At 71.4% G+C, this 14,089-nt stretch carries 15 protein-coding genes; 5 read left to right on the top strand and 10 right to left on the bottom strand.

Annotation, left to right across the window (positions count from 1 at the left end):
• Positions 1 to 366: 366 nt before the first annotated feature.
• Positions 367 to 2,175: an acetyl/propionyl/methylcrotonyl-CoA carboxylase subunit alpha gene (locus E4P42_RS11105; protein ID WP_135126121.1), complete on the top strand. Its 1,809-nt coding sequence runs from the start codon at positions 367 to 369 to the stop codon at positions 2,173 to 2,175.
• An 827-nt stretch (positions 2,176 to 3,002) separates the two neighbouring features.
• Here E4P42_RS11105 and E4P42_RS11100 read toward each other — a convergent pair.
• Entirely contained in the window at positions 3,003 to 3,827 is an 825-nt protein-coding gene (locus E4P42_RS11100; RefSeq protein ID WP_135126120.1) for an alpha/beta fold hydrolase, read from the bottom strand.
• Positions 3,828 to 4,001: 174 nt separating this feature from the next.
• Here E4P42_RS11100 and E4P42_RS11095 point away from each other — a divergent pair, with 174 nt between their 5' ends.
• Positions 4,002 to 4,343 carry a hypothetical protein gene (locus E4P42_RS11095; protein ID WP_135126119.1) on the top strand — a complete coding sequence of 114 codons (342 nt, stop codon included), beginning with the start codon at positions 4,002 to 4,004 and terminating at the stop codon, positions 4,341 to 4,343.
• Positions 4,344 to 4,352: 9 nt separating this feature from the next.
• Here E4P42_RS11095 and E4P42_RS11090 read toward each other — a convergent pair whose 3' ends face one another.
• The gene (locus E4P42_RS11090; RefSeq protein ID WP_135126118.1) at positions 4,353 to 4,901 is read right to left on the bottom strand and encodes an NTP transferase domain-containing protein; all 549 of its coding nucleotides are present in this window, start codon (positions 4,899 to 4,901) and stop codon (positions 4,353 to 4,355) included.
• Positions 4,902 to 5,142: 241 nt separating this feature from the next.
• Here E4P42_RS11090 and E4P42_RS11085 point away from each other — a divergent pair, with 241 nt between their 5' ends.
• A complete protein-coding gene (locus E4P42_RS11085; protein ID WP_135126117.1) occupies positions 5,143 to 5,571 on the top strand; it encodes an STAS domain-containing protein in 429 nt (142 codons plus the stop codon).
• On the opposite strand, the gene E4P42_RS11080 is transcribed toward E4P42_RS11085, so the two are convergent.
• Positions 5,542 to 6,267 carry an RNA polymerase sigma factor SigF gene (locus E4P42_RS11080; RefSeq protein ID WP_371287017.1) on the bottom strand — a complete coding sequence of 242 codons (726 nt, stop codon included), beginning with the start codon at positions 6,265 to 6,267 and terminating at the stop codon, positions 5,542 to 5,544. The two genes, E4P42_RS11085 and E4P42_RS11080, sit on opposite strands and share 30 nt — an antisense overlap.
• Positions 6,268 to 6,329: 62 nt before the next feature.
• Positions 6,330 to 6,764: an ATP-binding protein gene (locus E4P42_RS11075; RefSeq protein WP_135126115.1), complete on the bottom strand. Its 435-nt coding sequence runs from the start codon at positions 6,762 to 6,764 to the stop codon at positions 6,330 to 6,332.
• Between the two features lie 136 nt (positions 6,765 to 6,900).
• On the opposite strand from E4P42_RS11075, the gene E4P42_RS26975 reads away from it, so the two are divergent.
• Positions 6,901 to 7,038 carry a hypothetical protein gene (locus E4P42_RS26975; RefSeq protein WP_167759448.1) on the top strand — a complete coding sequence of 46 codons (138 nt, stop codon included), beginning with the start codon at positions 6,901 to 6,903 and terminating at the stop codon, positions 7,036 to 7,038.
• A 115-nt stretch (positions 7,039 to 7,153) separates the two neighbouring features.
• Positions 7,154 to 8,170, top strand: a complete 1,017-nt coding sequence (locus tag E4P42_RS11070) for a DNA topoisomerase IB (protein WP_135126114.1) — start codon at positions 7,154 to 7,156, stop codon at positions 8,168 to 8,170.
• Positions 8,171 to 8,176: 6 nt separating this feature from the next.
• On the opposite strand, the gene E4P42_RS11065 is transcribed toward E4P42_RS11070, so the two are convergent.
• The 6 genes from E4P42_RS11065 to E4P42_RS11040 are packed head-to-tail and all read right to left on the bottom strand — an operon-like array spanning position 8,177 to position 14,083.
• Positions 8,177 to 9,472 carry a UDP-glucose/GDP-mannose dehydrogenase family protein gene (locus E4P42_RS11065; RefSeq protein WP_135126113.1) on the bottom strand — a complete coding sequence of 432 codons (1,296 nt, stop codon included), beginning with the start codon at positions 9,470 to 9,472 and terminating at the stop codon, positions 8,177 to 8,179.
• Entirely contained in the window at positions 9,469 to 10,401 is a 933-nt protein-coding gene (locus E4P42_RS11060) for a glycosyltransferase family 9 protein (protein ID WP_135126112.1), read from the bottom strand. The genes E4P42_RS11065 and E4P42_RS11060 overlap by 4 nt, the downstream gene beginning before the upstream one ends.
• Positions 10,398 to 11,099, bottom strand: coding sequence for an SDR family oxidoreductase (locus E4P42_RS11055; protein ID WP_135126111.1), 702 nt, complete (start codon positions 11,097 to 11,099; stop codon positions 10,398 to 10,400). Before E4P42_RS11055 ends, E4P42_RS11060 begins: the two co-directional genes overlap by 4 nt.
• A 17-nt stretch (positions 11,100 to 11,116) precedes the next feature.
• Positions 11,117 to 12,505 carry a D-glycero-beta-D-manno-heptose 1-phosphate adenylyltransferase gene (rfaE2, locus tag E4P42_RS11050; protein WP_135126110.1) on the bottom strand — a complete coding sequence of 463 codons (1,389 nt, stop codon included), beginning with the start codon at positions 12,503 to 12,505 and terminating at the stop codon, positions 11,117 to 11,119.
• Entirely contained in the window at positions 12,498 to 13,067 is a 570-nt protein-coding gene (locus E4P42_RS11045; protein WP_135126109.1) for an SIS domain-containing protein, read from the bottom strand. Before E4P42_RS11045 ends, rfaE2 begins: the two co-directional genes overlap by 8 nt.
• Complete coding sequence (locus tag E4P42_RS11040; RefSeq protein ID WP_135126108.1) at positions 13,064 to 14,083, bottom strand: glycosyltransferase family 9 protein; 1,020 nt, start codon at positions 14,081 to 14,083, stop codon at positions 13,064 to 13,066. The genes E4P42_RS11045 and E4P42_RS11040 overlap by 4 nt, the downstream gene beginning before the upstream one ends.
• Positions 14,084 to 14,089 lie beyond the last annotated feature (6 nt).

Raw genomic sequence — 14,089 nt, 5'->3', positions numbered from 1 at the left:
CCGGCCCGCGTCGCGGAACCGCTCGGTGCGGGAGTCATGCGGCGCGAGGTGGTGGAGGTCGACGGTGAACCCGCCGGCGGGCAACTCCTCGGCGACGTAGCCCAGCACGGGCGGCGGGGCCGCGGTTCTGTTCGGAGGCGCCGTGAACGGCAACGGCGACAGACCCGCGATCGAGGCGTCAATTCCCACAACGCCGCGCGGCCTGACCGGCCGGACCCGCCGGTCACAGCACCGGGCGGGAGAACTTACCCGCGGGTAACGGACACCGGTTACTCGGCGGCACAGGGAGGCCGCTTAAACTCCCCGATAAGTTTCTCAAGACGTTCTTAAGAGAGTGCCCTGTACGGCATATCAGCAGGAGGCGAAGTGGCCAGTCACGCCAGCTCGAAAATCTCCAAGGTGCTTGTCGCCAACCGTGGAGAAATCGCAGTCCGGGTCATCCGGGCCGCGAAGGACGCCGGGCTGCAGAGTGTGGCCGTCTACGCCGAACCCGACGCCGACGCGCCGCACGTGCGGCTCGCCGACGAGGCGTTCGCGCTCGGCGGCCAGACGTCGGCCGAGTCCTACCTGGTGTTCGAGAAGCTGCTCGACGCCGCCGAGAAGTCCGGCGCGAACGCGATCCACCCCGGCTACGGCTTCTTGAGCGAGAACGCCGACTTCGCCCAGGCGGTGCTCGACGCCGGGCTGATCTGGATCGGCCCCAGCCCCCAGTCGATCCGCGACCTCGGCGACAAGGTGACCGCCCGCCACATCGCCGCGCGCGCCCAGGCGCCGCTGGTGCCCGGCACCCCGGACCCGGTCAAGGACGCCAACGAGGTGGTCGAGTTCGCCAAGGAGTACGGCGTCCCGGTCGCCATCAAGGCGGCGTTCGGTGGCGGTGGCCGCGGTATGAAGGTGGCCCGCACCATCGAGGAGATCCCCGAGCTGTACGACTCGGCGACCCGCGAGGCCGTCGCCGCGTTCGGGCGCGGTGAGTGCTTCGTCGAGCGCTACCTGGACAAGCCCCGCCACGTCGAGGCCCAGGTGATCGCCGATCAGCACGGCAACGTCGTGGTCGCGGGCACCCGTGACTGCTCCCTGCAGCGCCGCTTCCAGAAGCTCGTCGAGGAGGCGCCTGCGCCGTTCCTGACCGACGCCCAGCGCAAGGAGATCCACGAGTCGGCCAAGCGCATCTGCAAGGAAGCCGGCTACTACGGTGCGGGCACCGTCGAGTACCTGGTCGGCCAGGACGGCCTGATCAGCTTCCTCGAGGTGAACACCCGCCTGCAGGTCGAGCACCCCGTGACCGAGGAGACCTCGGGCATCGACCTGGTGCGCCAGCAGTTCCGCATCGCCAACGGCGAGCCGCTCGACATCACCGAGGATCCGACGCCGCGCGGCCACTCGATCGAGTTCCGCATCAACGGCGAGGACGCCGGCCGCGGCTTCCTGCCCGCACCCGGGCCGGTCAGCCGGTTCGAGGCGCCGCAGGGCCCCGGCATCCGGCTGGACTCGGGCGTGGAGACCGGATCGGTGATCGGTGGCCAGTTCGACTCGATGCTGGCCAAGCTGATCGTCACCGGCGCGACCCGCCAGGAGGCGCTGGAGCGGTCCCGCCGCGCGCTCGACGAGTTCCACGTCGAGGGTCTGGCGACGGTGATCCCGTTCCACCGCGCGGTCGTGTCGGATCCGGCGTTCATCGGTGACGAGAACGGCTTCACCGTGCACACCCGGTGGATCGAGACGGAGTGGAACAACACCGTCGAGCCGTTCACCGGTGGCGACCCGATCGACGAGGAAGACACCATCCCGCGGCAGAAGGTGGTCGTTGAGGTCGGTGGACGCCGGCTCGAGGTGTCGCTGCCCGGCGACATGGTGCTCGGCGGCGGCGGTGGCGCCGCGACGCCCGGTGTCGTCCGCAAGAAGCCCAAGCCCCGCAAGCGGGGCGCTGCCGGCGGTGCCGCCGCCTCGGGTGACTCCGTCACCGCCCCGATGCAGGGCACCGTGGTGAAGGTGGCCGTCGAGGAGGGCCAGCAGGTCTCGGCGGGCGATCTCGTGGTGGTCCTCGAGGCGATGAAGATGGAAAACCCGGTCACCGCGCACAAGGACGGTGTCGTGACCGGACTGGCCGTCGAGGCCGGTGCGGCCGTCACCCAGGGCACCGTGCTCGCCGAGATCAAGAGCGACGGCGAGTAACCCCTTACCCCTGACGTCAGCCCGGCGCAGTCCGCCCCTCCGGCGGCTGCGCCGGGCTTTTTCGGGCCCGCAGGACCCCTCCGCGCGAGCGCTTCGGGCACCGCGTTTGCCCACCGTTCACCTGCATTGTTAGCTACTCAACCGACGGACCAGCCCAGGGGACGGCCGGTCGCGACGGTATTTCCCGCGGCAGAGGAACCGGAAAGGACGAGTGTGCCCGAGGACGGGGCAAAGGCGACATCGGCGAAAGAGCCGGTGCCCATGATCATTCGCAGGGCCCATAGCCATACGCTCGACGACCACGCGGCCGAGCCAGGCGGAGGGTTCCCCGGCCGGTGGTCAGCGATCGTCTCCGCAACCTTCTCTGCCGATAGCGTCCCGCTCCAACAGGTAATTGAAGCAAAATGCGCCTGGTGCGGGCGAACGCCGCCGGCACGCCGCCCGGGCCGAACGACACCGCGCGGGGCAGCTGCCGCAACTTTGCCGCCGATCCGCCCCAGGGCCGCCCCCAGCCGCGCGGAGCAACGACGCCACAGCCGGCGCAGTATTTGCCTCTGCGTCAAGAATGAGGGTGATGTTAACCGATATTCTCACGCATTGCCGTTAAGGCGACTCTCAGGTAGGGTTTGCTGCGTGACTGACGGCGGCTAATCCGCCGGCAGACGCTGATGGTGAGGCCAGATCAGGGACATACGCCTGACCATTTCCTGAGGGGGAGCGGCCCCGCTTCTCCGGCACCTGCCGGAGAGGCGGGTCGTCGCAGCGGTCACGGCGCCACCGTGGCGACCGGGTGGCGTTCGAAGCCCACCTGGTCGACCGCTGAGCCGTCACGACCGGATGAACTCCAGCAGGTCGGCGTTGATGGTGTCGGCCTGGGTGGTCGGCATCCCGTGCGGGAACCCGGGATAGGTCTTGAGCGTGCCGTTGGGCAGCAGGTCGGCCGACAGCGGCGCGGAGTCCTCGTAGGGCACGATCTGATCGTCGTCACCGTGCATCACCAGCACCGGGATCGTGATCTGCTTCAGATCCTCGGTGAAGTCGGTCTGCGAGAACGCCACGATGCCGTCGTAGTGGGCCTTGGCGCCGCCCATCATGCCCTGGCGCCACCAGTTCTGGATGATCGCCTCGGACGCCTCGGCACCGGGCCGGTTGAATCCGTAGAACGGACCCGACGGCAGCGCCCGGTAGAACTCCGACCGGTTCGCCGCCAACTGCGCCTGCAGATCGTCGAACACCTCCTTGGGCAGGCCGCCGGGGTTCGCGTCGGTCTTGACCATCAGCGGCGGCACCGCACTGATCAACGCGGCCTTCGCGGCCCGGTCCTGGCCGTGGCGCGCCAGGTAGTGCGCCACCTCACCGCCGCCGGTCGAGTGGCCGACGTGCACGGCGTCGCGCAGATCCAGGTGGTGCACCACCGCGGCCAGGTCGTCGGCGTAGTGGTCCATGTCGTGTCCATCGGCGGTCTGGGTCGACCGGCCGTGCCCGCGGCGGTCGTGGGCGATCACCCGGTAGCCGTGATGCAGGAAGAACAGCATCTGGGTGTCCCAGTCGTCGGCGGACAGCGGCCACCCGTGGCTGAACACGATCGGCTGGCCCGACCCCCAGTCCTTGAAGTAGATGTCGACGCCGTCGTTGGTGGTGATCGTGGGCATTACGGGGTCCTCGTTCCTGACGGGCGGGCGGGGCCGCCGGGGTGGTCGTTCGATGGTGCGACGCCGGGACCGTCCAGACGTGCGCGATCGAGGGAACGTCACCATGTCACGAATCAATCCCCGCCGGGCGGTGAGCCGATAGAGTGCACCGGCACGCAACGCGGAAGTCGAGGAATGGAACCGGTCGAGATCAACGCGGGAGCCTGGTACCTGCGGGCACTGCGAGCCGACGAGTTGATGGACGACCGCCCGGCGCTGGCCGACCTCGGCGAGACCGACCCCGACTACGTCACCCGCCGCACGGCCGACTGGGCGACCGGCAACGGCTACTCGTGGGCGGTGTGCGAACCGACCACCGGCGAGCTGCTCGCCGAGGTCGTGGTCGACCCGGCCACACACACCCTGCGCACCCGGGCGCGCGCCGGTCATGACGACGCCGCGAGCATCGCCGCCGAGTCGGTGCGCCGTTTCGCCGCCGGGGTCCTCGGGATCGCGGTCGCCACCGACGGCCGCTGACCCGGCCGGTCAGGGTTCGTCGACGTCCTCCCCCGTCGCCAGGTCGCCGCACGGCACTGCGGTCACATCGGTGCGCCCGCGCAGGAACGGCCCGGCCCCCGCATCGCCGCTCAGCGCGGCGAGCAGCACCGGCCAGTGCCGCCGCGCCACCGCCACCGGATGTCCGGGCCGGCCATCGCGGTAGACGGCCCGGGCGATGCCGCCCGGTGCCGACCGCGCCGCGTCGAGCACCCGGCGCACCACGTCGGCGCCCACGTCCGGGGTGTCGACGGTATGGAGGACCGCGAAATTCGCGCCGTCGGCGGCGGTGATCCCCGCGCGCACCGATGCGCTCAGACCGTCCGCCCAGTCGTCGGCGACCACCGCGCGAGCCGGCGGGGGCACCTCGACCACCGCGGCGCCGAGCACGACGACGACGTCGTCACACCCTCCCCCGGCCAGCGCGCCGACCGCGGTGCGCAGCCAGGCGCCGTCGGCGGCCAGCACCTTGGGCATCCCGAACCGCGTACCCGCACCGGCGGCCAGCAGCACCCCGGTCGCGCCCGACCCGCTCGACATACCCCCAGTGTGGCAAGCGCCGGGACCGCCGGCCACGCGTGTGGGGCGGCAATCTGGCCGAAGACTATCTAGTGCGCGGCTACCGGCGTACTGTCGATTCAGGTTGAGCGACCAGCCGGCTGCAAACGTCATCGACGTCGGGCGGGACAGTGTCCGGCCCAGCCGCCGAAGGTTTTGAGAACGCAGGGCCTGACTTCTGACGTGAGCCACAGTACGAATTCTTCGACTGATGGAGTCACACATGTCCCCTCTCCCCACCGACCCCTCGGCACCTGCTGAACCGGTCGTCATATGCCATACCGCCCGGTTCGGCGCCCGCCCCGCGACTCCGTCGATCGCGGTGGTCACCGCACACGGAGAGATCGACGCGGCCAACACCCGCCAGTTCGTCGACTACGCGCTCGACTGCGCGGGCGCGGCCGTGATCGTCGATCTCACCGGCGTCGAGTTCTTCAGTACCGCAGGGTTTTCCGCGCTGCACACGCTCAACGTCCGTTGCGCCGGAGCCGGCGTCGACTGGACCCTGGTCCCCAGCGCGGCGGTCAGCCGGCTGCTGCGCATCTGCGACCCCGACGCCACGCTCCCGTGCGCAACGGACGTCGACGCAGCGGTCGCCGCGCTGCGGGAGAAGGCGCGTCCGCTACTGCAACTGGTCGCGCAGCCGCGTTAGCGACTTCGCCAGCAGACGCGACACGTGCATCTGCGAGATCCCGACGCGCTCGGCGATCTGAGTCTGGGTCAGGTTCTCGAAGAACCGCAGCAGCAGCACCATTCGTTCCCGCTCGGGCAGTGCGGCCAGCAGCGGACGCAGCGCCTCCCGGTTCTCGATCTGGTCCAGGCCGGTGTCGACGTCGCCGAGCGTGTCGGCGATCGCGGGGGCTTCCTCGTTACCGCTGTTGCCGCCGCTGTCGATGGACAACGTGTTGTAGGAGCTGCCCGCGACCAGACCCTCGACCACCTCGTCGCGGTCCATGCCAAGTTCCTCGGCGAGCTCACTGGCCGTCGGCGCGCGGCCGAGCCGCTGCGACAGCTCCGCGGTGGCCGAGCCGAGCCGCAGGTGCAGTTCCTTGAGCCGGCGCGGCACCTTCACCGACCAGCTGTTGTCCCGGAAGTGCCGCCGGACCTCACCCATGATGGTCGGCACTGCGAACGAGACGAAATCCGAACCGGCCTCGACGTCGAAGCGGATCACCGCGTTGACCAACCCGACACGGGCGACCTGCACCAGGTCGTCGCGGGGCTCCCCGCGACCGTCGAAGCGGCGCGCGATGTGGTCGGCCAGCGGCAGGCAACGCTCGACGATGCGGTCGCGCTGGCGCTGGAACTTCGGCGAATCCGCCTCCAGTGACGCGAGTTCCCGGAACATGTCGGCCACGTCCGAGTATTCAGAGTTCTGTCGCGATGACGAACCCTGTGACGACGACGGCGTCACCGTAGCGAACTCGCTCGCCTCGTCGTCATCGAGATGCCGAACACTCGGCCGTCTTCGGGTACCTGGCCGTCGGAGAACGTACGCACCTCGTCGGTCAGCGAGCTCAGGACGTGCCAGCTGAAGCTGCCCGGCGCCAGGATGTCGGTGTTCTGACAGGTGGTCGACGCATCGACGACGACCTCGGAGTCGTGCGGATGCACGACGACGACGAGGGTGGACTCGGGCACCGCCGAGCGGATCAATCGGGTGCAGGCCTCGTCGACGGCCAACCGCAGATCGGACACCGCGTCGAAATCGAGATCCTCGAACGTGCCGACCGCCGCCACCAGCGTGCGCAGCACGGCAAGGTTCTCCAGTTTCGCCGCGACACGCAGCTCCACCGATCGGTCGGCATTGGCCTGACCGTTGCGCTGGCTCTCAACCTCGGCCATCTGACCTCCCGGCAATATCGAAGCGAGACTACCCCAGCCGGTTTCCCGGCTAGCCATCGGCACGGGGGGAAGTCGCAGGTGCGAACGTGTGACCGGTCAACGTGTGACCGACCGATCCACCGGGTAATACCCGGTCATGGAGCAGGTGCACGACCCTAGCGGACCGTGGCGGCGCGTGTTCATCGCGGCCGCCCCGATCCTGCTCGGCGTGCTCCTGGCGGGGGTGGCCGTCTATGCGGCGGCCTTCCTGATGCTCGCGCCGATGATGCAGTGACGGTGCCCATGACCGGTTCACTGCGCGCGCCAACCCCGTGCTCACCATGGTGTGCCTTCCATACCCCAGCCCCGGCCCGTGCCAAACCCCCGATTTCCGAACCAGGTAGGTGTCCATGCGACTTCGGCGCAGCGTAGTGAGCGGTCCCGGGTTCCGCCGGGTGCGCCGAGGCAAGGGCTTCTCCTATTACGACCAGAACGGCGACAAGATCACCGACGCCGACACGCTCGACCGCATCACCGCTCTGGTGATCCCGCCGGCGTGGCAGAAGGTGTGGATCTCACCGCACCACAACGGCCACATCCAGGCGGTCGGGACCGACGCGGCCGGCCGGCGCCAGTACCTCTACCACCAGCAGTGGCAGGAGGAGCGCAACGAGGAGAAGTTCGACCGCGTGCTGGAGATGTCGACGGGACTGCCCGACATGCGCCGCCGCATCGCCGGCGACCTGCGCCGCCGCGGGCTGGATCGCGACCGGGTGCTCGCGCTGGCGCTGCACCTGCTCGACCTCGGGTACTTCCGCGCCGGCGGTGACCAGTACGCCGAGGAGAACAACTCGTTCGGCATCGCGACGCTGCTCTGCGAGCACGTCACACTGCAGAAGCAGGCGGTGGAGTTCGACTATCCCGCCAAGAGCGGGGTGCGGCGCACGCTCGTGATCGACGACCCGGAGGTGGTGCGGTCGGTGCGGGCGCTGCTGCGCCGCCCCGACCGCGAAGGCCGTCTGCTGTCCTGCCGCACCGGCGACGTCTGGACCGATCTGCACTCCGACGATCTCAACGCCCGGTTCAAGGCGCTGGTCGGCGACGACTACTCGGTCAAGGATCTGCGCACCTGGCACGGCACCGTGCTGGCCGCCGCGGCGTTCGTCGACGCCGATCCGCCGGTCAACAAGACCGTCATCAAACGCGTCGAGTCGGCGGTGATGAAAGAGGTCTCCGAGGCGCTGGGCAACACCCCGGCGGTGGCGCGGGCGTCCTACGTCGACCCGCGGGTGGTGAAGGGCTACGAGGACGGGCTGACCATCGCCGCAGGCGCGCGCCGCGCCGAGAAGGCCAAGACCAGCACCGAACGGCAGGAGATCCTCGAGCGCAGCACGGCCCGGCTGATCCGCCGCGTCGCGAAGAGCTGAGCGGGCTCAGTAACCGCCGGCGATGCCGTTGGCCAGGTGGGTGAGGCCGGCGTCGCGCACCGCGGCCGCGTCGAGCAGGTTGCGGGTGTCGACGACCACGGCGCCGGGTGACTGTTCGGCGATCGCCGCCCAGTCCAGCGCGCGGAACTCCGGCCATTCGGTCACCACCACCACCGCGTCGGCCTCCTTGCACGCCAAGTACGGGTCGTCCACGGCGGTGACCGCCGCGCGGCGCAGCGCCGCCGGGTCGATTCCGGCGAGCCGGGGATCGTGGGCGACCACCTGGGCCCCGCGGCCGGCGAACTCGGCACATACCGTCAGCGCGGGTGAGTCCCGCACGTCGGTGGTCCCCGCCTTGAAGGTCAACCCCAGCACGGTCACCCGCGCTTGAGTCAGCGGAACCGCGATGGCCCGGGCCACCGTGTCGGCGATGTGCGCGGGCTGGGCGGCGTTGGTGGCCCGTGCCGACTCGACCTCGGACAGCGTGACACCGTGGCGCGCACCGACATGCAGCAACGCCGCGGTGTCCTTGGGCAGGCAGGACCCGCCCCAGCCGGGGCCCGGCTGCAGGAAGTGCGGACCGATGCGCGGGTCGGCCCCCATGGAGCGGGTGACGTCGGTGATGTCGGCACCGGTGTGCGCGCACAGCCGGGCCAGCGAGTTGGTGTAGGAGATCTTCACCGCCAGAAAGGCGTTGCTGGCGTACTTGGCCACCTCGGCGCTCTCCGGGGTCATCCGCAGGACCGGCGCCGGCGGGTACAGCTGCGCGACGGTGTCGGCGGCGGCCGGGTCGTCGGCTCCGACGACGATGCGGTCGGGGTGGCGGAAGTCGTGCACGGCGTGGCTCTCCCGCAGGAACTCCGGGTTGGACACGACGCGGATGTCCTTGCTGCGCAACCGTTCCGCGATCTGGCGGGTGGTACCGACCGGGACGGTGGACTTGACCACCACGACGGCGCCCGCGCGCAGCACCTCGGTGAGCGCCTCGACCGACGCGTCCACCGCGCGCAGATCGGCCGATCCGTCGGGTCCGCTCGGCGTGGACACGCAGATGAACACGACGTCGCGGTCGGCCAGCTCGGCGTAGTCCGTGGTGAATCGCAGGGTGCCGGTGGCCACCCCGCGCTCGAGCAGATCGGGCAGATCGGGTTCGTCGATCGTGACCGTGCCGCCGGACAGGGTGCGGACCCGCTCGGCGTCCACGTCGACGCACACGGTGTCGTGGCCTCGGTCGGCCAGGCAGACCGCGCTGGTCAGCCCGACGTAGCCGGCGCCGATCACCCCGGTGCGCAGCGCGGTCATACGCGCTCCTTCATCAACGTCTCGACCGCGTCGAGGACCTGCGCGACGGTGAGCCGCAGCAGCCCCGGATGCGGTTGGTCGGCATGCGGGTCGCCGGTGTCGCCGGCCCACAGCGTGACGTGCGGGCCCGGGCCGCGCGGACCCCAGCGGCTCGGCGGTGTGGGCCCGAACAGCAGCACCGACGGCGTGCCGGTGGCGGTCGCGATGTGCCCGACGCCGGTGTCGCCGCAGATCAGCAGCCGGCAGTCGGCGATCAGCCCGACGAGGCCGAGCAGGCCGAGCGTGCCTGCGAGCACCGCGGTGTCGGGCAGACCGGCCTGCTGCGCGACGGCCCTGGCCAGCTCCAGCTCGTTGGAATCGCCGGTGACGACCACCTCGTGGCCGTCGGCACGCAGTGCGGCCGCCACCGCGGCGAAGCGGTCGACCGGCCAGCGGCGTGCGCCCGACGCGGCGCCGGGGTGGATGACCACCACACCGGAGCGGTCGGGACAGCCGTGCGGGCGGCCGATCCCGAGATCAGCCGGATCGCAGGCGATCCCGGCCCAGTCGAGCAGCCCGCACCACCGGTCCACCTCGTGGATGTCGTCCCGCCACGGCGGCCCCTGCAGACCGGGGAACGCGTCGTGCCGGTGGGTGAGCAGCGAGCGCGGCTCGATGGCGAGCAGATCGCGGATGCTCTCCGGGCCGCTGCCGTGCAGGTTGACCGCCAGCGCCGGCGGGGTGCGCAGCGGCCGCAACCGGCCCAGCCCCGCGGTGGGTTCGACGGCGTCGACCGCGCCGGTGAGCATGGCCAGCTGGGCGAACCGCTCGGGCACGGCGAGCACCACCCGCGTGTCGGGATAGGCACGGCGCAGCCCCCGCAGTGCGGGCACTCCGGTGAGCAGATCGCCCAGCCCGAGTGCCCGCAACACCAGGATGGTGTCGGTCACGGCCACGACGATTCGGTCGAGGCGCACACCACCAACTCGCGCACCTCGCATCCCGCCGGCTGTGAGAGCGCGAACACCACGGTCTCCGCGACGTGCTCGGGCTGGTTGAGCTTGGCGTCCGGCGGCGGCTTGTACTGGTCGTCCCGGTTGTCGAAGAACGCGGTGTGCATGCCGCCCGGGATCAGCGTGGTCACCCCGACCTCGCCGGCCAGTTCGGCGGCCAGCGCGCGGGTGAACCCGACGACGCCGAACTTCGACGCGCAGTACGCGGTGGCGTCGCTGACGGCCTTGATCCCGAGGGTGGAGGCGCACGTCACGATGCGGCCGTGGCTGGCCTTGAGATACGGCAGCGCGGCGCGGATCACCGCGGCGGTGCCGAGCAGGTTGACGTGGATGACCCGCTCCCAGTCCTTGACCGAGACGTCGCCGAGCTTGCCGCACGCATCGGTGCCGCCCGCGGTGAACACCCCGTCGATGCGGCCGCCGACGCGCTCGGCGAGCTCGCGGACCGCCACCTCGACGGCACCGGTGTCGGCCAGGTCGCACTGGGCGAACACGATCCCGTCGCCGAGCTCGGCGGGCAGCGGGTTGACGTCGAGCACCAGCGGCGTGCCGCCGTGATCGCGCACGGCCTTCACCGTCGCCGCGCCGAGCCCGGAGGCGCCGCCGGTGATCAGGATGTTGCCGATGTCGGTCATGTGCAGTCCTTTTCGAGTCACGATCGCGCCGCGGCGATCAGGTTGGATGAGGAGTAGCCCGCGACGGTGGGCAGCAGCACGATCTCGCCGCCGTGCCTGCGCACCACACCGGCTTCGGGCAGGTCGTTCTCGGTGTAATCGCCGCCCTTGACCCAGATGTCGGGCCGCAGCCGTTCCAGCGCCTCCTCCGGGGAGTGTTCGTCGAAGATGACCACCGCGTCGACACACGCCAGCGCGGCGAGCACCCGGGCCCGGTCCTCGGCGGCCATCACGGGACGGCGCGGCCCCTTGAGCGAACGGACAGAATCGTCGGAGTTCAACAGCACCACCAGCGCGTCGCCGAGTTGGCGGGCCTGGTGCAGCAGCCGCACGTGGCCGGTGTGCAACAGGTCGAAGCACCCGCCGGTGGCCACCAGGGTGCCGCCGCGCCGCCGCAGCCGGTCCCGCACCTCGGTGACAGACCCGGTCAGCGCACCGGATTGGGCTGCGCCCGGCCGGGTCTGGTCGACGGCGACCGCTTGGGAGACCCCGACGGCACCGCCGGTCGCCACGAAGCGGCTCGCCGCCTCCACGGCGGCGGACACCGCCGCCGCCGCGTCGTCCCCGGCGCCGAACGCCTGGGTGGCGGCGACGGCGAACCGGTCACCGGCGCCGCAGGTGTCGCGGCGGCCGTGGGACGCCCCGGCCGCGGCGGGCACGGGGATGTGCACGCTGCCCGCCTCACTGGCCAGCACCGCTCCCCCGGCGCCGAGGGTCACACACACCGCGTGCGCCCGCCAGCGCTGTCGCAACCGCTCCGCGGAGTGCGCATCGCTGTCCCCGCGTTCGGAGAACCGTTCGGCCTCGGACTGATTCGGGGTGACCAGCCAGCAGCCCGGGGTGGGGACGGCCCCGCGAGGATGCGGGTCCCACACGATCGGCACCCGTTCGGCCACCTCGGTCAACAGCGCGCGGACCCCCGGGTGGGCGGTCACCCCGCGGCCGTAGTCCGCGACGCACACCGCGCGCGCGCCGTCGAGCACGTCACGCACCTCGGCGGGGAGATCGCCGCCCGCGGCGGTGCCGTCGCCGTGATCCAGCCGCAGCATCGACTGCCCACCGGCGCGGATCCTGGTCTTGCACACCGTACTCCCGGTCATGGGCAGCGCCACCACCCGCACGCCGGCGTCCTCGAGCAGCGTCACCAGCGACCGGCCGTCGGCATCGTCGGCGAGCGCGGTCACCAGCACCACGTCCCGGTCGGCGCGAGCGGCGAGCACCGCGGCCAGCCCCGCACCCCCGGGGCGGTGCCAGACCCGCTCCGCGTCCACCACGGGGACCGGCGCCTCCGGGCTGAGCCGGGTGGCGTTGCCCTCGACGTCCACGTCGAGCATGGAATCGCCGATGATCACCAGCGGCTCAGCCATTGGTCGCCCCCAGGATGACGTCGTCGAGCGCGATGCACAGGGCGTGCACCAGCATCAGGTGGATCTCCTGCACGGTGGCCGTGGTGGGCGCCTCGACGCAGATCGCGTCGTCGCACATGGCCGCGAGCGGGTTCGGGGCCGGCCCGGTCAGCGCCCACGATGTCATCCCGAGTTCGTGGCCCGCCTTCACCGCCGCCAGCACGTTCGGGCTGGTGCCGCTGGTCGACAACGCGACCAGCACGTCGCCGGGCCTGCCGTGGGCCCGCACCCCCCGGGCGAACATCTCCTCGATGCCGTAGTCGTTGGCGATCGCGGTGAGCGCGGAGGTGTCCGCGTGCAGTGAGATCGCCGACAGGGGTATCCGCTCGTCCTTGAAGCGGCCGACGATCTCGGCCGTCAGGTGCTGGGCCTCGGCCGCGCTGCCGCCGTTGCCGCAGGCGAGCAACCGACCGCCCGAGGTGAGCACCCCGGCGAGATGTCGGCCCCACGCGGTCAGCCGTGGCGCCTCACCCCCGATACGGTCCACCGCGTCGCTGAGCGCGCAGAAATGCGTCTCGATCATGGTTCTCCTCCCAATCGATCGACCGCGGCGAGCAGGTCGGTGTCGGTGATCCCGTCCAGGCACGGATGACCGGGCACCGGACAGGTGCGGGCGCGGGTGAGCCGGCACGGCGCCTCCTGATCGCCGAGCCGGACGACGTTGCGGCCGTAGGGGCTCCACTGCGACGCGGGCACCACGGGCGCGAACAGGGACACCACCGGGGCGCCGACGGCGGCGGCCAGGTGGGCCGGACCGGTGTTGGGCACGACCACCACCGCGGCGGCGGCGTACAACGCGGCGAGCGTGGACAGATCGGTGCGGCCCCCGAGGTCGACCGCGACCGCGCCGGCGACCGTGCGGGTCAGGTCGCACTCGCCGGCGCCACCGGTGACCACCACCCGGTGTCCGGCGGCCGTGAGCGCGGCGACCATCGCGGCGCTGCGCGCGGCGGTGGGCATGCGGGCGGGCACGGCGGCGCCCGGATGGAACACCACGTACGGGCCGTCGCCGACGGCCTCGGCCAGGTCGGCGGGCAGCGGCGCGGGTGGGTGCACCCGCAGCGCACCGTCGTCCCCGTCGGGCAGGGCGCACCCCCCGGCGGTGGCGAGCGACAGCGCCCGCTCCGGCTCGGGCACACCGTCGTCGACGTGGTGGCGCAGGTCCAGCAGCGTGCCCGGATAGTCGACGCTGATCGCGCCCACCCACGGCACCGCGGCCATCCGCAGGATCAGGGCCAGCGGCAGCGGGGACTGGTGGAACGAGGTGAAGATGAAGGCGCGGTCCGGCTTGATGTCGTGCAGCTGCTTGATCAGTGATTCGACGTGGCCTGCCGTGAGCTCCGGGGAGTCGAAATCGACCCAGGGCGCCTGCCATTCGACGACCTCGTCGACCCCGGGCAGCAGTTCGGCGGCGGCCCGGCCGCGCGGCCCGGCCAGAAACGTCACCCCGTCGTGCGCGGCGGCGACCGCGCGCACCGCGGGCCCGGTGATCAGCACGTCCCCCGCGCTGTCCAGCCTCGCCACCAATGCCCGGCTCATCGGGAC

It is taken from the genome of Mycobacterium sp. PS03-16, assembly GCF_004570325.1.
GTDB lineage: Bacteria > Actinomycetota > Actinomycetes > Mycobacteriales > Mycobacteriaceae > Mycobacterium.
This window is presented reverse-complemented; position numbering and strand designations above follow the sequence as displayed.